The sequence below is a fragment of the Thiocapsa rosea genome, from assembly GCF_003634315.1.
GTDB lineage: Bacteria > Pseudomonadota > Gammaproteobacteria > Chromatiales > Chromatiaceae > Thiocapsa > Thiocapsa rosea.
Map to the genome: position 1 here is coordinate 3395621 of NZ_RBXL01000001.1, position 23666 is coordinate 3419286.

Below are 23666 nucleotides of genomic sequence, written 5' to 3' on the forward strand. Positions count from 1 at the left end.
TGCCGATCTTGCGCTCTTGCGCTCGGGTTGAGCAGGGTCGGCTGTTGGTCGACACGTCCGAGGCTAAACCGCGCCTCACGCGGTATGCGAAATTTTCGGATGGGATCGGCCCCGGCAGAGTTGACGACCGATGGAGGCCGGCGCGGTTTAAGAGATTAAAAAATAAATCATTTTGAACCGCCTCCCCGCGAATGGCCGTGGATGCACCAAACGTCGAGCTCACTCGTAAAGTGAGCATCTCGCTCTTAAAGTGAGCATCTCGCTCTGGACGCGGTTTAGTCGACGTCGAGCATGCCTTTGAGCGCATGCAGATGGCTCAGGCCGCGGGCCTTGCGGTTCTCGGGGGTCTCCTGGCGCGCGTTGTCCCAGCACAGCTGATCCTTGGGCAGCTCGGAGAGGAATCGGCTGGGCTCGCTGGTCACCCACTCGCCGTAGCGTTTGCGCCGACGGGTGAGGGTGAAGGTGAGGGTGCGCTGGGCGCGGGTGATGCCGACATAGGCGAGTCGGCGTTCTTCCTCGATGGTCTCCTCTTCGATGCTGGTGCGGTGCGGGAGCAGCTCCTCTTCCATACCGACCAGGAAGACGTGGGGGAACTCCAGTCCCTTGGCGGCGTGCAGGGTCATGAGGCTGACTCGGTCGCCGCCTTCTTCCTCGTCCTGGCGCTCCATGACGTCCATCAGGGTGAGATGGCTTGCCATCTCGGCGAGGGACTTCTCCTGCAGCTCGCCCTTCTTGAGTGCGCCGAGCCAGTCGAGCAGATCGGTGATGTTGGCGTAACGGCGGTCGGCGACCGCCTGGCTGGAGGCGTGCTCGCGCAGCCAGGAGGCGTAGTCGATCGTCTCGACCAGGGTGCGCATGGTCCCGACCGGGTCGGTTTCGCCGCGACGGGCATGCTCGGAGACCAGCGCGGTGAAGGCGTGGAGGCGCTCGCGTTGGCGCTCGCTCAGGTGCTCGCCCAGCCCCAGCTCGCCGCAGGCATCCAGCAGGTGGATTCCTCGCTCGCGGGCATAGTTGGCGAGTTTCTCAAGGGTCGTCGGGCCGATCTCGCGGCGCGGGGTGTTGACGATGCGCAGGAAGGCAGCGTCGTCCTCCGGATTGGCGATCAGGCGCAGGTAGGCCATCAGGTCCTTCACCTCGGCGCGGGCGAAGAAGGAGGTGCCGCCGCTCAGGACATAGGGCACGTTGTGCTCGCGCAGGGCCTTCTCGAAGGGGCGCGCCTGGTGGTTACCGCGATAGAGGATGGCGATGTCGCCGAAATCCGCCGCTTCGGCGAACTTCAGATGCAGGATCTCGGAGACCACCTGCTCGGCTTCGTGGCCCTCGTCCTTGCAGTGCAGGACCCGCGGCGGCTCGCCCTGGCCGTGCTCGCTCCAGAGCCGCTTCTCGAAGACGTGCGGGTTGTTCGCGATGAGTGTATTGGCGAGTCCGAGGATGGTCGCGCTGGAGCGGTAGTTCTGCTCCAGCATGATGACCTTCAGATGCGGGTAGTCGGTCTGCAGCCGGGCCAGGTTCTCGGGCCGTGCGCCGCGCCAGGCGTAGATGGATTGGTCGTCGTCGCCGACCACGGTGAAGGCCGCACGCGGGCCGACGAGCCGGCGCACCAGGTCGTATTGCGCCCCGTTGGTGTCCTGGTATTCATCGACCAGCAGATACCGGATCCGCCCTTGCCAGGTCTCGCGCAGCTCCGTGTGCTCGGCGAGCATCCGTGCCGGACCCAGGATGAGGTCGTCGAAGTCGACCGCGTTGTAGGCACGCAGACTGCGCTCGTAGTCGGCGTAGAACGCGGCGAGTCGGGCCTCGAAGTCGTCTTCGGCCCGGCTGGCGGCCTGCGCGGGGTCGACTAAGTCGTTCTTCCAGCGCGAGATGCGGTGTTGGATGGCCGCCGGGCTGAAGGCATCGCCGCCTCTGGTGTGACGCAGGTGTTCCTTGATCAGCGCCTCGGCGTCCTGGGCGTCGAGCAAGGAGAAGCGCGGGCGCAGCCCGGCGTGCTCCGGGTGTCGACGCAGCATGTCGAGCCCAAGCGTGTGGAAGGTGGAGATCGTCAGGCCGCGTGTCTGCGCACCCCTGATCTGGCTGCCGACCCGCTCGCGCATTTCCCGAGCCGCCTTGTTGGTGAAGGTGAGTGCGCAGATGTGGCGCGGCGAGATCCCGCCTTCGCCGATGAGGTGGGCGATCTTGCGGGTGATCACCCGTGTCTTGCCGGATCCGGCGCCGGCCAGGACCAGAAGCGGCCCGGCGGTGTAGTGCACCGCCTCGAGTTGTCGGGGGTTGAGTCCGGTCATGCAGGAACCTGTGGGGTCGAGACGATCGGGTCCTCGCGACGCGCGAGGCCGCCTCCGGTCGGGGCCGACAACGATACCCTATCGGCCCCGGTCGAGCGCATGTCCGAATGAGGCAATCCGGGTGCGTTCGTACTACCATGCAGATCTTTCAAACGACGGTGAGGTGGTGGTCCCGTGACGAAAACGATCCTGCTGACGATCCCGCTGCTGCTCGGCCTCGGGGCGGCGTATGCGCAAGAGGAGCCACCGGCGGCTGCCGGCGGTGGTTTTCCGGAGGTGCCGACGGTGATTCCATCTCCGATCACCGGCGAGCCGGTGGAGCCCGAGATCACCATTATCGAATCCGGCGACGATGTCATCTACGAGTACCGCATCCGCGGGGTGCTCTATATGGTCCGGATCCAACCCCAGTTCGGACCGCCTTACTTCCTCTTCGACACCAATGGCGACGGCATCCTGGACATGCAGGAGAATGCGGCGAACAACATCTCGATCCCGCAGTGGGTCCTGTTCGAATGGAATTGATGACGGATCGAGTCGCGTCCGGGATGACCTGTCGATCTTGACTCTGCGGTCATGCGAGGTGCCGACTCCGTTCAGGCGGATCCGACGCATCGCCCGAGTCGCCTGTGTCTCGGTGAGCCCCACGCTTGGAGCCCTGTATGAATAACCATCCCCGCCCGGGCGGTCGGGCGCGTCTGCTTGTTCTCGCCGATCGGATCGACGCCGTCATCCGACGGATCGGCGAGTGGGCGACCTGGCTTTCGCTTGCGATGGTGCTGGTGACCTTCGCCGTGGTGGTGCTGCGCTATGCGTTCGACATCGGCTCGATTGCGCTGCAGGAGTCGGTGACCTACATGCATGCCGTCCTTTTCATGCTCGGCATCGCCTATACGCTGGGGCGCAACGGCCATGTGCGTGTGGATATCCTCTATGAGCGTCTCTCGCGTCGTGCGCGTGCGCGGGTCGATCTGATCGGTACGCTCCTGCTGCTGATCCCCGTGTGCGTGCTGATCATCTGGCTCGGTTGGGCCTACGTCGCGGAATCCTGGCGCGTTCAAGAGGCATCGCGCGAGGCAGGCGGCCTTCCGGCCGTCTATCTGCTGAAAACCTTGATCCTGATCATGCCGATCCTGCTGTTGGCGCAGGGCCTGTCCAACGCGCTGCGCAATGGGCTGTTCTTGGCGGGGATGGAGGAGGCGCTGCCGACCTCCGACGGGGAGATCGGTCGTGCATGAGCTGATGCCTGTCCTGCTGTTCGTCGGTGTCGTCGTCACCCTGCTGGCCGGATACCCGGTGGCGCTCTCGCTGGGCGGTACGGCGCTCGCGTTTGCCTTGGTCGGCGAGGTCTTCGGGCTGTTCGAGCCGGCGTTTCTCGAGGCGTTGCCCAACCGTCTCTACGGCGTCATGACCAACGAGACGCTGATCGCGGTCCCGCTTTTCGTCTTCATGGGCGTGATGCTCGAGCGCTCGCGGGTCGCCGAAAGCCTGCTCGACACCATGGCGATGCTGTTCGGGCCCCTGCGCGGCGGGCTCGGGATCTCGGTGACCCTGGTGGGCATGTTGCTGGCGGCGAGTACCGGAATCGTCGGTGCCACCGTCGTGACCATGGGCCTCCTGTCCCTGCCGATTATGATGCGCCGCGGGTATTCGCCGAGCTTGGCCGCCGGGACCATCTGCGCATCGGGGACCCTGGGCCAGATCATCCCGCCCTCGATCGTATTGGTCTTGCTCGGGGATGTGCTCTCATCGGCCTATCAGCAGGCGCAACTCGATATGGGCATCTGGTCGCCGGAGACCGTGTCGGTCGGCGATCTCTTCATCGGTGCGCTGGTGCCCGGGTTGATGCTGGTCGGCCTTTATATCCTCTACATCGTGGGTGTCGCGGTGTTCCGCCCCGAGGCGGTGCCGGCGATGCCGCGCGAGGATCGTCCGATCAATGGCGCCGCGCTGGCCTGGCGGGTCGTCTCGGTGCTGATCCCGCCCCTGTTCCTGGTGGTGGCGGTGTTGGGGTCGATCCTCGGCGGGTTAGCGACGCCGACGGAGGCGGCGTCGGTGGGTGCAGTCGGTGCACTGATCCTGGCCGCGGTGCGTGGTCGGCTGACCGTGTCGACCCTGCGCGAGGTCGTGCGTCAGACCACCATGGTGACCAGTATGGTGTTCTTGATCTTCATCGGTGCCGCGATCTTCTCGTTGGTCTTTCGCGGTTTCGGCGGCGACGACCTGGTCACGGAATTTCTCACCGGTTTGCCCGGCGGTGTCGTCGGCGCAGTGGCGCTTGTGATGCTGGTGATGTTCCTGCTCGGCTTCATCCTGGACTTCATCGAGATCACCTTCGTGGTCGTCCCGATCGTGGGTCCGGTGTTGCTCGCGATGGGGCTGGATACCGTCTGGCTCGGCGTGATGATGGCCATCAATCTCCAGACCTCTTTCCTCACGCCGCCGTTCGGCTTCTCGCTCTTCTATCTGCGCGGGGTGGCTCCGCCCGAGATCACGACGCTCCACATCTATAAGGGTGTGGTGCCCTTTATTCTGATTCAGTTGCTCGTCCTTGGCCTTCTCGCGCTCTGGCCCGCGCTGGCGACCTGGTTGCCCGGATTGGTCTACGCGTCTTGAACGGAAACCGGTGCCAAAGCGCGTTCAGCGCGGTTCTCGAGTGCGTCGCGTTGACTGCGACCTCGCGGGCCGTCGGGCCGGCTGAAAAGGACGACTGCAAGTCGTCTATCCGGGGGTGTCGCCGCTTCGCGACGACCGTTGGCGTCACTTCCGACCCATCGTCTGCGCAGTTGGGATGTTGATTCCCGCAAGTTACCTTAACCCGCGTCCTCGCTAAGGGCTGCGGATGCACCAGATGTCGAAATCACTCGAAAATGAGCCTCTCGCTCTGGACGCGGTTGAGCTGACGACCGGTCGCGTCGGCGGCCTGCGGTGGCGGCGGCTGTCGGGTCATGTCCCGCGTCAGACCGCGGTAAAGGGCAGGTTGAGGATCCCGGAACATGACGCCGATGCCGGACCCGCGATGGTGGACCACGATGGCCGGGATCAGCCATCCCTTGCCGAGACACTCAAGCTCGAGCTCGACCAGGACACCGCTCGGGAGGGTGAGATTGCTGACCTCCAAGAACATCCCCTGATCGGACAGGTTGCAGCCTCGGGCGCAGATGAAGCGGCGTTTGCGATAACGGATCGAGACATGAAGGTCGATCGGATGTCGGGCGCAGTAGCGGCGTTCGATGGTCATTGGACAGTCTCTCCCCTGATCTTCGGTTTCGCGCGATAGTAGAGGCTCGACTTGACGAATCGGTTGAAGTCGCGTGACGAAACGATGAACCTTGCCGAGGACGGAGTCGTCTTCGTCAGCCGTCGCGATGTTGCCAATAGCCCCAGTCGTATGTGCGATATTTCACCGGCATCAGATTCGTATAAAGCAGGATGCAGCGCGCGATCGAATGCAGCGTCTTGCGCAATCGGCTGGGCTCGATGCGCCGATGATCGGTCGCGTGAACGACCAGGTTTTTCCGGAACGACACCCGAAAACCCGCGCGCCGAAGACGCCAAACGACCTCCGAGTCCTCGTTGCAGGTCAGTCTCAGGTCGAAACCGCCCACGCATGCGAGTGCATCCCGCCGGATCAATAGATTGGAGCCCGATGCCGCCGGTATTCCACAGGCGTGGCTAAGCGCTTGGGCGCGTGCGATCCGGTGGTAATAGGCGCTGAAGCGGTCTCGGGAGAGCTTCGGTCCGTAATACACCGCACTCCCGGAAAGGGCCGCGAGCTGGTCGAAATAGCCCGGCGGAAACAGGATATCGGCATCGCTGAACAGCAGCCAATCGGTCCGCGCAAGATCAGCGCCCCGTTGTCTCGCTTGTGTGACGGATCCGGGTTCGCGCAGGACGAGCGTGCGCTCGGGACGCAGGGTCTCGATCAGGTTCGGCGTTTCGTCCCGGCTCGCATCCACCACGATGAGCCGAATCTGTGCGGGAACGGAGGCCAGAAATTTCCGGATATTGTGGGCTTCGTCGCGCGTCGGAAGGATCAGTGTGATATCGACCGGCAGCATTCCCGTTCATCCCGTCTCGCGCGGCAAAATAGCCGTCGAGCGAGTTTAAGGCAGAGTCATGTCAACCTGATGACACGATCGTCCCGCGTCCGGGATCCGGTCGGGAGCGAGTTAAATGGGTTTAGAATGATTGTGGTCCGGGAATCCGGAAAAAGAACCCCCGGAGTCCAGGGGTATGGACTCCGAGGTAATCGCTTCCCCGGCTTGGGGATGCCGGGATTTGGGGTCGCCCTCAGGGGGGATGAGCAACCCCGATGCGCTCGGCAAATATGACCCGGTACACTTGAGTAAGTTCCTCTGATGTTTAAACCGCGCCCAGCGTGGTATGCGATGTTTTTGGATGGGATCGGCCCCGGCAGACTTAACAATCGCTGGAGCCGGCGCGGTTTAAAATACTCAAAACTCTAATATTTTAATCCGCGTCCCGCTTAAGGGTCTTGGATTCACCAAACGCCGAGTTCACTCGAAAATGAGCATCTCGCTCTCGACGCGGTTTAAGGCGAAAAAATCACCTGATGGGGTATTCCCTAATACGCCCTTCCGAATGCAACAGGAAGTCAGTCCGGGATCGACATATCGGCAGAACACTTTCAATGCCTTAATAGTAAAACCTTAATCTAAATCGCGCATTGCCGCTCGTTGCGTGTAAAGCCGAGCCTTCGCGCACCCGCATCCGACACACATCACCCCGGGCGCGATTTAGATTAATGGGCCTCGTCCCAGTTGTCTCCCACCCCGATATCGACAATCAAGGGAACAGCCAGCTCCGCGGCGGATTCCATCATCGCGCGAATGCGCGCGCCGGCCGTCTCGACCGCATCGGCAGCGATCTCGAACACCAGCTCGTCGTGCACCTGCATGATCATCCGAACCGGCGGACGTTCGGATTGGATCCACGTGTCCGTCGCGATCATGGCGCGTTTGATGATGTCGGCCGCCGTACCCTGCATCGGTGCGTTGATCGCGGTCCGCTCGGCGGCAGCGCGCCGGCTCTGGTTGCTGTGCCCGATCTCGGCGAGATAGAGCCGCCGGCCGAAGAGGGTCTCGACATAGCGGTCCTTGCGCGCTTGGGCGCGGGTACGCTCCATAAAGTCCTTGACCCCTGGATAGCGCTGAAAATAACGATCCACGTAGTCCTGTGCCGCACCCCGCTCGATGCCGAGCTGCTTGGCGAGCCCGAAGGCGGACATGCCGTAGATGAGTCCGAAGTTGATCGCCTTGGCCGAGCGGCGTTGCTCCCCGGTGACCGCCTCGGGTGCAAGCCCGAGGATCTCGGCGGCGGTCGCGCGATGGATGTCGAGCCCGCTCGCGAAGGCCGCGAGCAGCCGTTCGTCGCCCGAGAGATGGGCCATGATCCGCAGCTCGATTTGGGAGTAGTCGGCGGCGAGCAGCCGGTTCCCCGGCTCGGCAACGAAGGCGCGGCGGATCCGGCGACCCTCGTCGGTGCGGATCGGGATGTTCTGCAGATTCGGATCGCTGGATGAGAGCCGGCCCGTGGCGGCCACCGCCTGATGGTACGAGGTATGGACCCGCCCGGTGTCCGGGTTGACCATCTGGCGGAGCTTGTCGGTGTAGGTGGATTTGAGCTTCGAGAGGCTGCGGTGCTGCAGGATCAGATCCGGCAATGCATGGCCGTCGGCGGCGAGCTGCTCGAGGACCGACTCCGAGGTCGAGGGGGCTCCGGTCGGCGTCTTGGCGACCACGGGTAGACCCAGCTCCTCGAAGAAGATGGCCCCGATCTGCTTGGGCGAGCCCATGTTGAAGCGGCGCCCGGCGGTCTCGTAGGCCCGGATCTCGATCTCCTGGATGCGCTTGGCAAGCTCCCCGCTCTGAACGGCGAGCAAATCCGGATCGATCCGTACGCCGTGGCGCTCCATGCGCGAGAGGATGGGGATCAGGGGGATCTCGATGTCCCGGTAGAGTGCGGCCATGCTCGGGATCGCTTCCAGACGGGGCCAGAGTGCGCGATGCAGGCGCAGGGTTACGTCAGCGTCTTCGGCGGCATAGTGTCCGGCCTGCTCCAGCGGGATCTGATCGAAGGTGAGCTGTTTGGCGCCCTTGCCGGCGATGTGCTCGAAATGAACGGTGTCGTGGTCCAGGTATTTCTTGGCCAGCGAGTCCATGTCGTGGCGGGTCGCCGTGCTGTCGATGACATAGCTCTCGAGCATGGTGTCGTGGGCGATACCGCGCAGCTCGACGGCGTAACGGGCCAGGATGCTCATGTCGTACTTGAGGTTCTGGCCGACCTTGCGACGGTCGGGATCCTCCAGCAGGGGTTTCAGCCGTTCGAGCACCTCCAGGCGATCGAGCTGATCCGGCGCGCCCGGGTAGACATGGGCGACCGGGACATAGGCGGCCGTGCCCGGCTCGACGGACACCGACAGGCCCACCAGCTCAGCACGCATGTAGTCGAGGTCGGTCGTCTCGGTATCGAAGGCGAAGAGGTCCGCGGATTCGATTCGAGACATCCAGGCATCGAAGGCGTCTCGCGTGAGGACGACCTCGTACGTCTGGCTCGGCTTCGATTCTGGCTTCGATTCCGTCGATGCCTCGGCGGCATCCGGCTCCCCGGCGCCGGTGTCGGAGTCCTTGAGGGTGGCGAGCAGTCGGCGTGACTCCAAGCGCTCGTACCAACCACGCAGGGTCTCGCGATCCGGCGGGGCAGGGCGCAGATCCGTGGGCTCCAGATCGAGCGCCACATCACGCTTGATGGTGGTCAGCTCACGCGACAGGGGCAGTTGGTCCAGCACCGCGCGCAGATTCTCCCCGACCTTGCCCGTGATCTTCTCCGCATTGGCGATCACCCCGTCTAGATCCCCGTAGTCGGCGATCCACTTGGCCGCGGTCTTGGGGCCGCATTTGGGCACACCGGGGATGTTGTCGACGCTGTCGCCCATCAGGGCCAGATAGTCGACGATGCGCTCGGGCGGCACGCCGAACTTCTCGGCGACACCCGCCGGATCCAGCACCGTATCCGTCATGGTGTTCACCAGCGTGACATGCTCGCCGACGAGCTGCGCCATGTCCTTGTCCCCGGTCGAGACCAGTGTGGGGATGCCCTGAGCGGCGGCGCGGGTCGCGAGCGTGCCGATGACGTCGTCGGCCTCCACGTCCGGGATCACCAGCAGGGGCAATCCCATCGCCCGGATCACCTCCTGCAGCGGCAGGATCTGCTCGCGCAGCTCGTCGGGCATGGCCGGTCGATTGGCTTTGTATTCCGGATAGATCGCATCGCGAAACGTCTTGCCGGGCGCGTCGAAGACCACGCCGATGTAGTCGGGCCGATGCTCGTCGATGAGCTTGCGCAGCATGCTGACGACACCCATCAGCGCCCCGGTGGCCTCGCCCTTGGAGTTGGTCAGTTTGGGCAGGGCGTGATAGGCGCGAAACAGGTAGCCGGAGGCGTCGACCAGGATCAAAGGGTAGCGTGTTGCCATGGATGTCTCGTCGGGGAGGTCTCGTCGGGGAGTCGGAGCGATGAGACGAACGGTAGCACAGGCGCGCCCGTCCGGCCCTCGATCGCGTGCCGGACTCCGCCCGGACATCCGCCGACGCAGGTCTTCTCGGGTGCTGCGTTTCAGGTCACTCCCGGCGTATGCCGACGGACAGGCCGCTGATGGCGGCGGCCTGATCGGGCGGGACTTGGGCCTCGATGTGAAGGATGGCTCCCGGCTCGAGCCGCGGGCCGCGGGCCAGGTGAAAGACGAGGCTCTCGCTTGCGGTCCCGTCTGCGAGCCCGATCCGGGCGACCACGGGCACAGGTGCGCCGGACGGAACCTGCCAGGGGGTCGGGTTCGGGATCGGAGCGACGACCTTGAGCAGAACATCGAATCGCCCGGATCCTCGATCGAAGCTCTGATGCTTGACGTTGAACGGATCCCGACTCAGCGCGGCATCGAAGCTCCAATGAATGTCGCCGGCCTTGGAGGGCGCAGAGGCGGAGCCTCCTGAGCTCGCTCCGGATTCGAGCTGCTGCAGACGACGCGTCAGCTCATCGACTCGCTGCTCGAGCGCTTGAAGGCGCGACGCTCCGGTCGTCGGATCGGCGTCGGCTTGGACGACCGGCTCGGTCGATGGCGGTGCTGCCGGCGCGAGTCCGAGCAGCATCAGTCCGAGCAATCCGGCCAGGCCGATCGTGCCGGCCGGGCCGATCAGGACAAGATGCCGCGTGGCGGGGCTTGGATGTGCTCGAGTCATGCGGTTCCCCCCGATCTGTTTGATCGCTCGGCTGAACAGATCCGACTTGGAATCGATCGGCCGCGGTCGCGCACCGGATGTCGGTGCTACCCCGTCGGTCATTGTCGTTTTCGCGGCACCTTGGCCGAGGCCGCGGGCCTCCGCCTTGATGCAGATCAAGGCCGATCGGCCGATTCCTGTCCTTTCCTCTTCGTCGAAAAACCCATGTAGGCTCGGTATATACAATTTCCGCCGGGCCAATATCCGATCGGATGCAGGGGCATTGATCAAGATCAATCATCCATCAACCGCCCGTGAAATTTGACTTGCATCAAGGCCGCCCGGAGATCCCCTCGGCATCGTCCGGGGCGATAGGGATGATTGCCGAGTCCGATTGGCGCGAGTGGTTTTCGGCGTGTCGGTCGATCAGGCGGGCGTCCTCGATGCGAGACCTCGCCGACTGGTCCAGGGACGGAATCCATAACAAAGAACCCGGAGTGCACTATGAAGCAACATCCTCGCGGATCGAGTCCCGCGGGCCTCGATCGGGTCGATCTCGCCCGATTGGGTCTCGCCATTGGGTTTCTCGCCCTTGCAACGACGGTTGATGCCGCACGTCCAACCGGACAGGCCGGTGTCGACTGGGGCGATCCACGCGGCGAGGAGTGCGTGGATTGTCATATGACCGAGAACCCCGGTCTCTACTGGGAATGGAACCACAGCGCGCACGGTCAGGCCGGCGTGCATTGTCTCGACTGTCATCAGCGTGAAGAGGGCGCGATCGATGCCTTCAAGCACGAGGGCGAGTTCATCTCCATCGTGGTGACACCGAAGAACTGCTCGACCTGTCATCAGACCGAGTTCGAGGAGATGGACGGCTCCCATCACGCGAAGGCCGGTCAGATCCTGGGCTCGCTCGACAATCTGCTCGGCGAGGTCATCGGCGGACCCGCCGCGGTCAACGCCGGCTGCAAGCAGTGTCACGGCGGCGAGTTGGAGTTCTACACCGAAGGCAAAAACAAGGGTCGCCCGACTCCCGGGACCTGGCCCAATACGGGCATCGGCCGGATCAATCCCGACGGCAGTCTCGGCTCCTGCACGGCCTGTCACGGTCGGCATCGTTTCTCGCGGGCCCAAGCGCGCACGCCCGATACCTGCGGCAAATGCCATGTCGGACCGGATCATCCGCAGATCGAGGTCTACAACGAATCCAAGCACGGCATCATCTACCGCGCCAAGGTCAACGAGATGAATCTCGACTCGCGCAAATGGGTCGCAGGTGTGGACTATTCTGCCGCGCCCACCTGCGCGACCTGCCACATGAGCGCCGGCCCCGGGATCGGGCCGACCCACAACGTCGGCGAGCGTATCTCCTGGACTCTCCGTCCGCCGATCTCGACCAAGATCAACTTGGTCAAACTGGAGAACGGACAGGAGTTCGACGTGCCCGAGGGGCAAGCGATCCCCGCGGTCGGCGACGAGGCCAAGGGCTCGACGGTGATCGAGGTACTGACCTGGAAGGACCGGCGCGCCAAGATGGAAAAGGTCTGCTTCGGCTGTCATGCCGAGAGTGTAATCACGGGTCACTACAAGCAGTTCGACGACGTGGTCGACCTCTACAACGACAAGTTCGCGATACCGATCTCGGCCGTTATGGATCGACTCAAAGAAGCCGGGTACATCACGCCGGCCCCCTTCGACGAGAAGATCGAGTGGACCTGGTGGGAGATTTGGCACCACGAGGGTCGTCGGGCGCGCCACGGAGCATCCATGAGCGGACCGGACTACACCTGGTGGCACGGCATGTACGAGGTCGCCCAGCACACCTACTTCAAGTGGATCCCGGAGCTTAAAGAGGTGGTGGCCAAGAAGGACGGCAACGAGGAGTTCGCCGTCGCTCTGCTGGAGGAATACTTCAAGCCCATCGAGGGACATGACTGGTACTTCAACGGCATGAGCAAGGATCAGCTCGATGTGGTGCGCAAGGGCTTCGAGGCGCGCTACGGGGAGGGCTCTTTGAAGTAAGGCGCCGAGCGCTCGGCCTTAGGGACTGCAGGGGATGTAGGGGCGAATGAATTCGCCCCTACACTTGCAGGCGACGCCGTGCCCATCTTCGATCAGGGATCATCCAAACCCCTTCCAGGCCCAACCCTTTGCTCCCCGGTACCCGGAGCGCCCAGCATTCGAGAGCCCACCATGCGCACGATTCCGATCGTCCTCTTTGCCCTATTGCTGACCGCATCGGCGGCACTCGCCGCCGATGCGGATGCTTTGATCCGAGACGGCGAGGCCAAGCTCCAGGCCGGCGAGCTCGATGCCGCCGTCACCGTCCTGCGCGAGGCGGTCGCGCTCGATCAGGGCTCCGCCTTGGCCCGGCTGCGTCTCGGCGGGGCGCTCCTGATGACGCAGAACTATTCCAGTGCCATCGAGCAGTTTCGCGAGACGGTGAGATTGGACCCGAGCAGCGCCAACGCCTTCGTCGGGATGTCTGTCGCCTATCTGCACAGCGCGCGTTACGACCTCGCCCGCGCCTCTCTGGACGAGGCGATCCGGATCGATCCCGACAAGCGCAAGGAGGCGGAGCCGCTGTTGGCCTACATCGACAGGGCGTCTGCCCGGACGGATGCATCCGCCGGCGAGCCACATCCGAAGCACTGACCTGTCGACGCCCGTATTCGGCCGTGATCCTCGGACCGGTGGGTCGGATGGACGAGCGAGAACGGCGTCCACCGCGCCCTGCGCCGAACCCGATCGAGCGCGCTGCGCTCGACCACCCGACCGCCACGAATCAGCGAAGTCGCCGATGTGATGCGGGATGCGGATCAATCCCTTGCGCAGCCACTCCTTCCGCCGGCGGGTGGCCGATCGGTCCGATCACGTGACCCGGCAGCCAGCGCAGCAGAACGGCCTCGAGCTCGGCGATCTGTGCGGGCTTGGAGATGAAGTCGTCCATCCCGGCGGCGGAGCAGTCCTCGCGATCGCGCTCGGAGACACCGGCGGTCATGGCGACGATGGGGACATGCTCGCCGTTGCCGCGAGCCTGCTCGGCTGCACGAATGTCGCGCGTCGCCTCGTGCCCGCTCAGCTTCGGCATCTGAATATCCATGAGGATCAGATCGAACCGCTCTTGCGCAACGGCCTCGATCGCCGCCTGACCATCGGGTGCGATGCCGGGCTCGATACCGAAGCGGCGCAACATCATGGTGACCACCTTCTGATTGACGGCATTGTCCTCGGCAACCAGAACCCGTGCGTCGAATCGCCGGGTGGGGCGCTTCGGGGGGGCCGGCACGATGCCGGCATCCGGTCGGGCCATCCCCAGGACCTTGGCGGCGGCATCGTGCAGCAGGATCTCGCGGACCGGTTTGAGCAGGGTCACCTCGATCCCGACCCGACGCGCCTCGGGTCCCGGATAACCGAGGGAGCTGAGCATGATCAGCCGGGTCGCGCCGAGCGCATCGTCGCCCTTGATGCGATGGGCAAGCTCGATCCCGTCCATGCCCGGCATCTGCATGTCCAGAATCGCCAGATCGAACGGCCGATCCTGCTCGAGCCCGCGCTGCAATGCCTTCAATGCCTGCACACCGTCTTCCGCGCACTCGGTGCGCGCACCCCAGCGCGCGAGATGGCTTTCCAGGATCAGGCGGTTGGTGGCATTGTCGTCGACGATCAGCGTGCGTATGCCGCACAGATCGCTCTCCTCGCAATCCGGTGCCTGCGTCGCGGCCTTCAGTTTCAAGGTGAACCAGAAGGTCGAGCCGACACCGGACGTACTCTCCACGCCGATCTCACCGCCCATCAGGCCGGCGAGCCGTTTGGAGATCACCAGTCCAAGGCCGGTACCGCCGAAGCGCCGAGTCGTCGAGGCGTCGGCTTGTGTAAAGGGACGAAAGAGGGTCTCGAGTGTCTGCGGATCGATCCCGATCCCGGTGTCCGTCACCTCGAATCGCACGAGCCAGCCATCCGGTGTCGGGTGATCCAGGCTGACGCGCACCACGACCTCGCCGCAGGCAGTGAACTTCACGGCGTTGCCCATGAGGTTCATCAGGATTTGGCGGATGCGGTAAGGGTCGCCCGTGAGGACTCGGGGCACGTCCCGGTGCACGAAGCTCGCGACCTCGATCGGGCGCTCGCGCACGCCCGATGCGACCAGCCCGGTGACCTCTTCGACGATGTTGCGCAGATCCAGCTCGATCTCCTGAAGGTCGAGCTTGCCGGCCTCGATCTTGGAGAAATCCAGGATGTCGTTGATGACCGTCAGCAGCAGACTGCCCGATTTCTCCGCGGTGTTGATGAAATCCTGCTGCTGGCGGGAGAGCTGACTGTCGCGCAGCAGCTCGAGCATGCCCAAGACGCCGTTCATCGGGGTGCGGATTTCATGGCTCATCATCGCCAGGAATTCGCTTTTGGCCCGGTCCGCGGACATCGCCTCGTCGCGCGCGCGGGCCAGCGCGTCCATCTGTCGACGGGTCGCGGTGAGATCCCGCACCACCGCCGTGAACACGCGGCTGCTGCCGATATCCACTCGGCTCATCGCGATGTAGAGCGGAAACCCGGTGGCGTCTTTGCGCATCCCTTCGAGCTCTCGGATCTCGGTCAGCGCATCCGTCTTGCCGAGGGTTCGTGCGTCGCCGATCCGCTCCCGGTACTCGCTGCAATAAGGCTCCGCGAAGAGGATCGACATGGATTTGCCGCGAATCTCCTCCGAGGTGTAGCCGAACATCCGCTCCGCTGCGCGGTTCATCGCGACCAATCGGCCTGCGGCGTCGATGTGGACGGCGCCGTCGGCCATCTTGTCGATGATGGCCCGATTGCGCTCGCGGCTTTCCGTCAGGAAGGCGATCTCGCGCCCGGTCATGCGGGTCGTCAGAAAGGACCAGAGGATCGACACCACAGCGGAGACGGCCACTGTCGCGATCACGAGCGTGGTCTGCTGCGGCAGGTCCGTTCGCGCGAATTCCGCCCAGAGTCCCGGATCCGCCCCGAGCGCGCTCGCCTGTGCGCGGAGATCCCACAGCAGTGCGCCGACAGCTGCCAGTGTTCCGGCACCGATAAGACCGAGACCCGGGAGCATGAAGCGATCCAAGCGGTTGTGCTGCGCGGCGCGCGGCGGGCCGATGGAGGCGCGAGTGGGTCGCCGACGATTCAGCTGAGTCATCATTCTCGACAGGACAATTGAATGGGGAAACCGCTCGGCGGGCTCGGTTGCTCGGGGAGATAATCGCGAACCTCGTGCTCCGCCCGATGGGGCATTCCCTGCTTCTCGCGGATGGAGCGGACCCCATGCCTCGTGTCGCATCCCGGCGTCTCGCGTACGCTGCCCTGCAGATGGTAACACTATCGGATCGGGCAACGGCCATCCTGCCGGGGCGACCGCGGCGGGGGCAGGCGCTCGATCGCCGGCAGCGTTCGTGTCGCGAGTCGGACTCGGCACACGGTTGACAGCGGGAGCGCGGCTGGACGAGAGTGATCCGATTCGATTCATTACGGCAGGATCTCCCTATGGATCACCTTTTCGACGTCGCCGATCTGTTCTTGAGCACGGCTCCGGCCTGCGACTACTGGACGCTGCGTCTAGTTGCCGAGGAGCACGATCATTTGGAGGTGCGTCAGGGCGTTGTCGAGCCGAGTCGACTGACATCGATCGCGGGCGCCATGGTGACCCTCGTCAAAGACGGCGGCATCGGTTACGGCGCAACCAGCGATCTCAGCGCCGCCGGCCTGCGCGCCGCGGCCGAACGCGCTGCCGGCTGGGCGCAGGTCCATGCCCGGCTCGGACTCTTCGAGGCGGGCATCTATCCGCGCAGCAGCACCCGTGCGGACTATCGCACGCCGATCGAGGAGCCCTGGTCGACGCTGCCGATCGGCGAGAAGCTCGACATCCTGCAAACCGCCAACGACGCCTTGGCGATCGACGAGCGGATCGTCGACTGGTCGGCTTGGTTGGCGCGCCGCCGGGTGGCGCAGCTCCTGATCACGAGCGACGGGGGGCGTGTCTCGCAGGTTCTGGACTATGTGCATCCGGGTCTGGTCGCGGTCGCGAATGAAGGGAGCCAGACTCAGCGCAGGCATGGCGGCGGCTCGGACGGCTCGCAGCAGGGTGGTCTGGAACGGATCGTCGCCGTGCGTCTGCTCGAGGACGCCCCGCGCGTGGCCGAGGAGGCGCTCGCCCTTCTGGATGCCCCGGAATGTCCGCAAGACACCCGCGATCTCGTTCTGCTGCCGAGCCAGATGGTGCTGCAGATCCACGAGAGCATCGGCCATCCGTTGGAGCTCGACCGCATCTTGGGCGACGAGCGCAACTATGCCGGCACCAGCTTCGTCACCCCCGGTATGTTCGGGCGCTACCGCTACGGCTCGGAGCTTTTGAACGTCACCTTCGATCCAACGGTGCCGATGGAGCTGGTCTCGGGGGTCGCCGACGACGAGGGCGCGCCCGCCGCGCGTGAATACCTGATTCGACGGGGCATCCTGGAGCGTCCGCTCGGCGGATCCTTGTCCCAAGCGCGCGCCGGTCTGCCGGGTACGGCCAACACGCGTGCCAGCAGTTGGGATCGCCCGCCGATCGATCGCATGGGCAACATCAACCTGGAGCCCGGCGAGGGCAGTCTGGCCGATCTGATCGCGCAGGTGGAGCGGGGTGTGCTGATGGACACCAACCGCTCCTGGTCGATCGACGACAGTCGCAACAAGTTCCAGTTCGGCTGCGAGCTGGGTCGGCTGATCGAGGACGGCGAACTCAAGGGGTTGGTGCGCAACCCCGGCTATCGCGGCATCTCCGCGAGCTTCTGGCGCAGCCTCGACGGCGTCGGCGGGCCGGAAAGCCTCGAGATCCGCGGGGTGTGCAACTGCGGCAAGGGCGAGCCGAACCAATCGGTCTACGTCGGCCATGCCACGCCGCCCTGTCTGTTTCGCGACGTTGCCGTGTTCGGAGGTGGCGAATGAACGCCGATGCCTTTTTCGCCTTGGCCGATCATCTGAACGCCGAGCTGCACGGCGCGGAGATCCTCTTTTCCAACCTCTCCAACGAGTCGTCCGACTTCGTGCGACTCAACCGCAACCGGGTGCGTCAGGCCGGTCATGTCGGGGCGACCGCCTTGGACTTGACCCTGATCGAGGGCGTTCGACAGGTCGAGGGCGGCTGCGATTTGAGCGGCGATCCAACCGAGGATCGGTCCCGCGCGCGGCGTCTGCTCGCCCGGCTGCGCGAGCGTTTGGCGCACGTCCCGGACGATCCCTACCTCAGTTACTCAACCGAGGCGTCCGAGAGCGACCATTGCGGCGACGCACGACTCCCGGTCGCCGCCGAGGCGATCGGCGAGCTGATCGCGTCCGCCGACGAGATGGACCTGGTCGGGATCTGGGCGAGCGGCGAGATCGCCGAGGGGCTCGCAAGCTCGATCGGGCACCGCCACTGGCATGCGAGTACCAGCTTCAACCTCGATTGGAGCTGTTATCTGGAGGCCGACAAAGCAGTCAAATCCGCCTACAGCGGATTTGACTGGGATCCGGCGATCTTGCGCGGCAAGCTCGAGACGATGCGCGAGGGGCTGCACATCATGTCCCGCCCGGCGCGCATCCTGGAGCCGGAACGCTACCGGGCCTATCTGGCGCCGAGCGCCGTCGGCGAGCTGATGGGCATGCTCGCCTGGGGCGGGTTCGATCTGAAGAGCCACCGCACCCATCAGACCCCGCTGCTCAAGATGGCGCGCGGAGAGCGCAGCTTCGACCCGCGCGTCGGGATCCACGAAGAGCACGACCGCGGTCTTGCACCCCGGTTCACCCCCGAAGGCTTTCCGACACCGCCGCGTGTCGCGCTGGTAGAAGGGGGGCGCTTTGCCGGATGCCTGGTCGATGCGCGCTCGGGCAAGGAATACGGCGAACCGGTCAACGCCGCGAGCGACGCACCCGGATCGCTCGGTCTGGATGCGGGAACGCTGGATGTCTCCGAGGTGTTGGGCCAACTCGACACCGGTCTGTGGATCGGCAATCTCTGGTACTGCAACTGGTCCGATCCCAACGACTGCCGCGTCACCGGCATGACCCGCTTCGGCACCTATTGGGTCGAGGCCGGCGAGATCGTTGCCCCGGTCAAGGTCATGCGCTTCGACGACAGCCTCTACCATCTGCTCGGCGATCGTCTAGAGGAACTGACGCGCGAGCGCGAGCTGCTCCTCTCCGCCGAGACCTACGACGGGCGCTCGACCGACAGCGCGCTGCTGCCCGGTGTGCTGGTGTCGGGGATCGATTTGACACTGTGAGATGGCGGCTCCCGACGTCCGCAACCGTCGGCAGGGCGTCGTCTCAAGAACCCTTTCACATAGGCGTTCCTGATTTAACTCGTGACACCGCTCCGCGGTGTCACGCATCTACTAGCGCTCCGCGCCCCGTCCGAGAACGGATCACCAATCCCTGAAGACCTCGACCAACCCCGCGCGCCCGGCATAGCAGCGCGCGCTCGACCAGCGCCAATGCTCCGGATCAACCACAAAACCCCTCTTCACCGGATTGTTGTGGATGTACTCCAGCTTCTGTCTCAACATGACATCCCCCTCGATGCATTCCGGATGCGATCCCTCTTGCCGGAGCTGATACGAGCGATCGCTGCGTCTCGCCTTGAACGTGAACCCCATGCGATCCAACAGCCGTCTTGCGCCCTGCTCCTTGAGCAGATCGATGAGGTTCCGGGCCGAGTAGGATTTGAAGCGCTTCCAGACATCCGGCAGGTTTGGTGCCTGCGCCACCGCATGCAGGTGGTTTTCCAGCACGACGAAGCCGTAGATGCGAAGCGCAGCATGCTCCTGCAGGTATGACCAAGAGTCGAACACCACTTGCGCGGTTTCGGGTCGAGTGAAAATGGGCAGCCATTCGACGACGGTACACGTCAAGAAATGTGGGTGCTCCTGCGAGGCGAAACGGTAGCGTGTCCGAGCCATTGGCGCTCCGTGGATATATCGTTTCGTGTACTCTACTCGAATGTTTGCTTCGTTGTGAACTGCATCTTGACTCCCGGCGTTTCAGCCTCCGATCGTCTCCTCTGCACGTGGCGCGGAGCGCCAGTAGAGGCGTGACACCGCGGAGCGGTGTCACGGTACGCCTGCAGAGGCGTTTCAACAGTACGGTGAAAGTCCGTATCGGGGCAAGCCATAACCCCGTAGCCGAAGGTTACTGCGTCGCCGCGAGGCGGGGTGGGGAGCAACCGGAGGCGAACGACCAGTCCGTAGGATGACGAACCCGTTTCGGTGTTCGGTGGTGGCGAGCCTGCCGTGACATGGCGAAGCCTGAAACGCACCGCTCACGCTGACATGGCGCCCAAAGCGATGAGTGGACCACCGGGTATGTTTGGGGATGGAATGGTCGGAAGGTGAAACGAGAGAAGCAGGGAGACCTGCCCGCGGAGGTGACCGGGGGCAGGAGTCAGAGTCCTCGTAGTACCGCACGTACGCTCGGACAACCAGGGCCATCGGCTGGAAACGGCCGATCCTCGAGACACCGGGGCGCAGACCCTGCCTACCGTTGAGACCGGGTACGGAAAAGCGCGGAAAGCAAAGCCGCGTCGAGGGAAGGGGGATAGGAAGAGCGATCTGGAATGACCAGAGCGATGCAGCAAAACAGAGCAGTTTCGGCAGTGTCGGCAACGACTAACCTAAGTTTAACACCCCATCCAAAGCGCCCTTGTCTTTCATTGGCTTACGCCAAACGAAGTGGGCGAGTGGCACTACAAACATGCCATTCTTCGGGATGAGGGTTCAGACAATCATTTTGTGCACACCTCCCGGGACGGGGTCGCTGCCGAGTGCCCGGATGATCGCCAGCTGCGCCGGTTCGGGCTGGGTGGCCTTGCGCACATGCAGGGCACGCCCGTCGGGACGGCGGAAGGTGGCGGTCACCCGGCATTGACCGGCGAGGATCGCGCGCAGGGTGGACCACCGGTCGGTGATGCCGTGCGCCTGCAGGCGCCGCCGGATGATCTGGACGAACTGGTAGGCGAGCACGGTGATGAACAGGTGTCCCTCGGCGCGCTCCGCCGTCCGGTGATAGACCGGGCGCAGACCCAGCTCCGATTTTAAGGAGCGGAACACCGCCTCCAGGTCGGTGAGCATGACGTAGGTCCGCCACAGCTGCTCCGAATCCCACGTCAGCTCGTTGGTGCGCAGGCAATAGACCCCGGGGTGCGTGACCAAGGTGCCGTCGACCGGCCGGCGCTCCCAGCGGATGGCTTGGGCGTTGACCCCGCCGGCATCCGGCTCGACGGTGATGCTGTAGTGCTGCCCGACGCCGTGACTCTTCTCCTTCAACCGCCCGATGCGCTCCCACAGCTTGGTGATGCGCTTGGTGGTGCGCGGGCGGGCCAGTCCCTCGTGCAGGGCCTGCAGGGCCGCCTCGAAGCGCGTGCAAAACCGCTCGGCGATGCCTTCTTCCTTGTGCGCCCGGCGCTCGGAATAGCAGTAGAGGCGAACCTCCTCGCCCTCGGCGTCGAGGACACGCTGCACGGCGACGGGATCCCCGCCGGCGGTCTGGATCGAGATCGCCGCGTCCGCATCGAATTGGCGCTGCCGCTCCCGGCTCACCACCAGATAGCGATACCCCTGCGCGCGCAGCCACACCACGTTCTCCTCGGTGGCGATGCCGCGATCCATCACCACCAGGGCGCCGGCGGGGGCGCCCAACCCGGCGAGCATGCCCTCCAAGGTCGTGCCCTCGACCACGTTGCCGTCGAAGACCTCGGAGCGGCGCACAAAGCCGCTGCTGTCGAGTACCAATCCCAGGGTCACCAGCGGGCAGTCGCTGCGTTTCTCCTTGGAATGGCCGTGCTTGGCCCGTGGATTGGCCGCCGCTTCGCCTTCGAAGAAGGTGTTGGTCAGATCGTAGAGCGTGACCGTCCAATCCAGCCCGAAGAATTCACTGACCCGGGCGAACAGCGTCTTCTCGATGGTGGCGCGGTGGCGCAGCAGGGCATCGGAAGCGCGGTAGAAGCGCATCAGGTTCATGGCCTCGAAGTCGACGTCCAGCAGTTCGCCCAACCCGCTGGTCTCGACCAACCAGCGCCGGGTGGCCCGCTCGGAGCCCGGCGCGGCCATCCGGGCGATGATCGCCCCGAGGATCGCCGTGCGATCGGGCGCGTTCAGGCCCAAGGTCTCCAGCAGGGTGGCGAACTCCAGCTGCGCCATCGCCCACAGCCCCACCGACTCCACCCCGACCGAGCGCGGACGGCTGAAGATCAGCGAGTCCACCTCGATGGTGTCGAGCTCGGGCGGTGCCGCCGGAGTCGGCGCCGCGTCCGGTGTCGGCGCTTCGGGTGTCGGGGACGGCGCGGGGGTCGTGACCGGCTGCCGCGCCAACAGTTGGGCGCCCAGGCGTTGCGCCGTGCGCTCCAATTCCGCCGAGATCTCGACCTTCAGCAGCACGCCCTGCCCGCCGAGCAACTCCTCCAGGCGCACGCACAGCGTCGGCCACTCGGCCGGCGGCACCGCGAAATGGCGCCCCAGGTTCAGCAGCGTGATCTGCCGGACCTTGCCGCCGACCCGCGTGGAGCGCACCAACCGGTGAGTGTGGTAGCGCTCGCCGGTGGCGCTGTTGCGGGTGTGGGTGCGACGGATGTACATGCCCGTACGCTAGCCCATGCGCTGCCGGGCGCCTAGGGGCAGGCCGAAATAATATGGCACTACTTTTCAGATTTGTGCGGCCGTGTACATATGAATCAATGGTATAGATCGCCTGCGGGCACGAAATCGGCCCCGACCGTGTTAAAGATGGGCTAAACGTGAGACAGACACCCGCTCTTGGCAGTGGGTGGAAGCATCGGTGTGGACGGACCGAATGTTGGCAGCCCTGGAGAACGGGGTGAAGGGAGGGCGATGGTACAGTCTGATGGATAAGGTTCATGCCCCGACAACGCTGCGCCTGGCCTGGGAACGGGTGCGGGCGAATCACGGCGCGGCGGGTGTGGATCGGATGCGGATTGAGCACTTCGAGGCGCAGGCGGATCGCTACCTGGCGGAACTGCATGATGACCTCGCCGCGGGACGCTACCGGCCCGATGCGGTGCGACGGGTCTACATCCCCAAGGGTGACGGCAAACGCCGCCCGCTGGGAATCCCCGTGATCAAAGATCGCATCGTGCAAGCGGCGCTGAAGCTGGTCATGGAACCGATCTTTGAAAAGGATTTCCTGCCCGTGAATTATGGCTTCAGACCGCAACGAGGATGCAAGGACGCGCTGCGGCAGGTCGATGAGTTCCTGCGCGAAGGCTACACCACAGTGGTGGATGCCGACCTGGCGAGCTACTACGACAGCATCCCGCATCAGCCACTGCTGGAACGGGTGGCCGAACGGATCAGCGATGGTCGCGTACTGAACCTGATCGGGCGCTTCTTGGAGCAAGCGGTCATGGACGGCCTGGAGTGTTGGACCCCCACGGCGGGCACCCCCCAAGGTGCGGTGCTCAGTCCGCTGCTGGCCAACCTCTACCTGCACCCCCTGGATCGGATGATCACCGAGCGGGGTTGGAAGATGGTTCGATACGCCGACGACTTCGTCATCCTCTGTCGGGACCGGGACGAGGCGCAAGCCGCATTGGAAGCGGTCCGGGCGTGGACCCAAGCCAACGGGCTGACGCTCCACCCCGAGAAGACCCACATCGGCGATTGCCGTGAACCGGGGCAGGGGTTTGAATTCCTGGGCTACCGGTTCGAGGCGGGGCGCCGTTGGGTGCGCAAGAAGAGTCGCAAGGCACTGCGCGAGGCCGTGCGGGCCAAAACCCGTCGCTCGCGCAGCGGGAGCATGGCGCAGATCGTGGAGGAATTGAACCTCACGCTGCGAGGCTGGTACGAATATTTCAAGCACGCCTACCGCACCGAGTTTCCCGACGTGGACAAGTTTGTCCGCCGCCGCCTACGCGCCCTGTTATTGCGCCGCCACCACAAGCAGGGATGGGGCCTAAGCCCCCTAACGCATCGACGTTGGCCAAATGCCTACTTCGCGAAGCTTGGGCTTTTCACCCTGACCGAAGCCCATGCCGTAGCGTGCCGATCCCGATGAGGAAACGCTCGACCGGAGAGCCGTATGCGGGAGAACCGCACGTACGGTTGTGTGTCCAGCGAAGGCTGGCGTGTTCAGCAGGAGACAGTCCTGCCGGGGTAACAGT

16 protein-coding genes are annotated in these 23666 nt (G+C 64.5%); 8 read left to right on the top strand and 8 right to left on the bottom strand.

Annotated features, from left to right (window positions below):
• Positions 1-275: 275 nt before the first annotated feature.
• Positions 276-2282 (bottom strand): UvrD-helicase domain-containing protein, encoded by a 2007-nt coding sequence (locus BDD21_RS15310; RefSeq protein WP_120797875.1) that lies wholly within the window; start codon positions 2280-2282, stop codon positions 276-278.
• Positions 2283-2456: 174 nt separating this feature from the next.
• Between BDD21_RS15310 and BDD21_RS15315 the strand changes: the two genes are divergently transcribed.
• From BDD21_RS15315 to BDD21_RS15325, 3 genes are all read left to right on the top strand, one after another.
• Positions 2457-2807 carry a DUF2782 domain-containing protein gene (locus tag BDD21_RS15315; RefSeq protein WP_120797876.1) on the top strand — a complete coding sequence of 117 codons (351 nt, stop codon included), beginning with the start codon at positions 2457-2459 and terminating at the stop codon, positions 2805-2807.
• A gap of 137 nt (positions 2808-2944) precedes the next feature.
• Positions 2945-3520 carry a TRAP transporter small permease subunit gene (locus BDD21_RS15320; protein WP_120797877.1) on the top strand — a complete coding sequence of 192 codons (576 nt, stop codon included), beginning with the start codon at positions 2945-2947 and terminating at the stop codon, positions 3518-3520.
• Entirely contained in the window at positions 3513-4898 is a 1386-nt protein-coding gene (locus BDD21_RS15325) for a TRAP transporter large permease (RefSeq protein WP_211335071.1), read from the top strand. The genes BDD21_RS15320 and BDD21_RS15325 overlap by 8 nt, the downstream gene beginning before the upstream one ends.
• Before the next feature lie 244 nt (positions 4899-5142).
• On the opposite strand, the gene BDD21_RS15330 is transcribed toward BDD21_RS15325, so the two are convergent.
• From BDD21_RS15330 to BDD21_RS15345, 4 genes are all read right to left on the bottom strand, one after another.
• Positions 5143-5523: a PilZ domain-containing protein gene (locus tag BDD21_RS15330; RefSeq protein ID WP_120797878.1), complete on the bottom strand. Its 381-nt coding sequence runs from the start codon at positions 5521-5523 to the stop codon at positions 5143-5145.
• 115 nt (positions 5524-5638) lie between these two features.
• Positions 5639-6343: a glycosyltransferase family 2 protein gene (locus BDD21_RS15335; RefSeq protein WP_120797879.1), complete on the bottom strand. Its 705-nt coding sequence runs from the start codon at positions 6341-6343 to the stop codon at positions 5639-5641.
• A 704-nt stretch (positions 6344-7047) separates the two neighbouring features.
• Positions 7048-9780: a DNA polymerase I gene (polA, locus tag BDD21_RS15340; protein WP_120797880.1), complete on the bottom strand. Its 2733-nt coding sequence runs from the start codon at positions 9778-9780 to the stop codon at positions 7048-7050.
• Between the two features lie 145 nt (positions 9781-9925).
• Positions 9926-10540 (bottom strand): hypothetical protein, encoded by a 615-nt coding sequence (locus BDD21_RS15345; RefSeq protein ID WP_147431102.1) that lies wholly within the window; start codon positions 10538-10540, stop codon positions 9926-9928.
• Between the two features lie 483 nt (positions 10541-11023).
• Here BDD21_RS15345 and BDD21_RS15350 point away from each other — a divergent pair, with 483 nt between their 5' ends.
• Together BDD21_RS15350 and BDD21_RS15355 are read left to right on the top strand one after the other, a co-directional pair.
• A complete protein-coding gene (locus tag BDD21_RS15350) occupies positions 11024-12544 on the top strand; it encodes a multiheme c-type cytochrome (RefSeq protein WP_120797882.1) in 1521 nt (506 codons plus the stop codon).
• Between the two features lie 171 nt (positions 12545-12715).
• Positions 12716-13177 carry a tetratricopeptide repeat protein gene (locus tag BDD21_RS15355; RefSeq protein WP_120797883.1) on the top strand — a complete coding sequence of 154 codons (462 nt, stop codon included), beginning with the start codon at positions 12716-12718 and terminating at the stop codon, positions 13175-13177.
• A gap of 130 nt (positions 13178-13307) precedes the next feature.
• On the opposite strand, the gene BDD21_RS15360 is transcribed toward BDD21_RS15355, so the two are convergent.
• Entirely contained in the window at positions 13308-15593 is a 2286-nt protein-coding gene (locus tag BDD21_RS15360) for a response regulator (protein ID WP_211335072.1), read from the bottom strand.
• A gap of 428 nt (positions 15594-16021) precedes the next feature.
• On the opposite strand from BDD21_RS15360, the gene BDD21_RS15365 reads away from it, so the two are divergent.
• Both BDD21_RS15365 and BDD21_RS15370 read left to right on the top strand, forming a co-directional pair.
• A complete protein-coding gene (locus BDD21_RS15365) occupies positions 16022-17464 on the top strand; it encodes a TldD/PmbA family protein (RefSeq protein WP_120797885.1) in 1443 nt (480 codons plus the stop codon).
• Positions 17461-18780 (top strand): metallopeptidase TldD-related protein, encoded by a 1320-nt coding sequence (locus BDD21_RS15370; protein ID WP_120797886.1) that lies wholly within the window; start codon positions 17461-17463, stop codon positions 18778-18780. Before BDD21_RS15365 ends, BDD21_RS15370 begins: the two co-directional genes overlap by 4 nt.
• A gap of 141 nt (positions 18781-18921) precedes the next feature.
• Here the strand turns inward: BDD21_RS15370 and BDD21_RS15375 are convergent, their stop codons facing one another.
• The gene (locus tag BDD21_RS15375) at positions 18922-19455 is read right to left on the bottom strand and encodes an REP-associated tyrosine transposase (protein ID WP_120797887.1); all 534 of its coding nucleotides are present in this window, start codon (positions 19453-19455) and stop codon (positions 18922-18924) included.
• A gap of 813 nt (positions 19456-20268) precedes the next feature.
• Entirely contained in the window at positions 20269-22125 is a 1857-nt protein-coding gene (locus tag BDD21_RS15380; RefSeq protein ID WP_120796815.1) for an IS1634 family transposase, read from the bottom strand.
• 214 nt (positions 22126-22339) lie between these two features.
• Between BDD21_RS15380 and ltrA the strand changes: the two genes are divergently transcribed.
• Complete coding sequence (gene ltrA, locus BDD21_RS15385) at positions 22340-23560, top strand: group II intron reverse transcriptase/maturase (RefSeq protein WP_120797888.1); 1221 nt, start codon at positions 22340-22342, stop codon at positions 23558-23560.
• Positions 23561-23666: the final 106 nt, after the last annotated feature.

Bases quoted from the DNA above. Each gene is read 5' to 3' on its own strand.
- BDD21_RS15380 (WP_120796815.1), bottom strand. From the start codon at position 22,125: ATGTACATCCGTCGCACCCACACCCGCAACAGCGCCACCGGCGAGCGC.
- BDD21_RS15375 (WP_120797887.1), bottom strand. From the start codon at position 19,455: ATGGCTCGGACACGCTACCGTTTCGCCTCGCAGGAGCACCCACATTTC.
- BDD21_RS15350 (WP_120797882.1), top strand. From the start codon at position 11,024: ATGAAGCAACATCCTCGCGGATCGAGTCCCGCGGGCCTCGATCGGGTC.
- BDD21_RS15345 (WP_147431102.1), bottom strand. From the start codon at position 10,540: ATGACTCGAGCACATCCAAGCCCCGCCACGCGGCATCTTGTCCTGATC.
- BDD21_RS15330 (WP_120797878.1), bottom strand. From the start codon at position 5,523: ATGACCATCGAACGCCGCTACTGCGCCCGACATCCGATCGACCTTCAT.
- BDD21_RS15370 (WP_120797886.1), top strand. From the start codon at position 17,461: ATGAACGCCGATGCCTTTTTCGCCTTGGCCGATCATCTGAACGCCGAG.
- BDD21_RS15360 (WP_211335072.1), bottom strand. From the start codon at position 15,593: ATGCTCCCGGGTCTCGGTCTTATCGGTGCCGGAACACTGGCAGCTGTC.
- BDD21_RS15335 (WP_120797879.1), bottom strand. From the start codon at position 6,343: ATGCTGCCGGTCGATATCACACTGATCCTTCCGACGCGCGACGAAGCC.
- ltrA (WP_120797888.1), top strand. From the start codon at position 22,340: ATGTTGGCAGCCCTGGAGAACGGGGTGAAGGGAGGGCGATGGTACAGT.
- BDD21_RS15320 (WP_120797877.1), top strand. From the start codon at position 2,945: ATGAATAACCATCCCCGCCCGGGCGGTCGGGCGCGTCTGCTTGTTCTC.
- polA (WP_120797880.1), bottom strand. From the start codon at position 9,780: ATGGCAACACGCTACCCTTTGATCCTGGTCGACGCCTCCGGCTACCTG.
- BDD21_RS15310 (WP_120797875.1), bottom strand. From the start codon at position 2,282: ATGACCGGACTCAACCCCCGACAACTCGAGGCGGTGCACTACACCGCC.
- BDD21_RS15365 (WP_120797885.1), top strand. From the start codon at position 16,022: ATGGATCACCTTTTCGACGTCGCCGATCTGTTCTTGAGCACGGCTCCG.
- BDD21_RS15355 (WP_120797883.1), top strand. From the start codon at position 12,716: ATGCGCACGATTCCGATCGTCCTCTTTGCCCTATTGCTGACCGCATCG.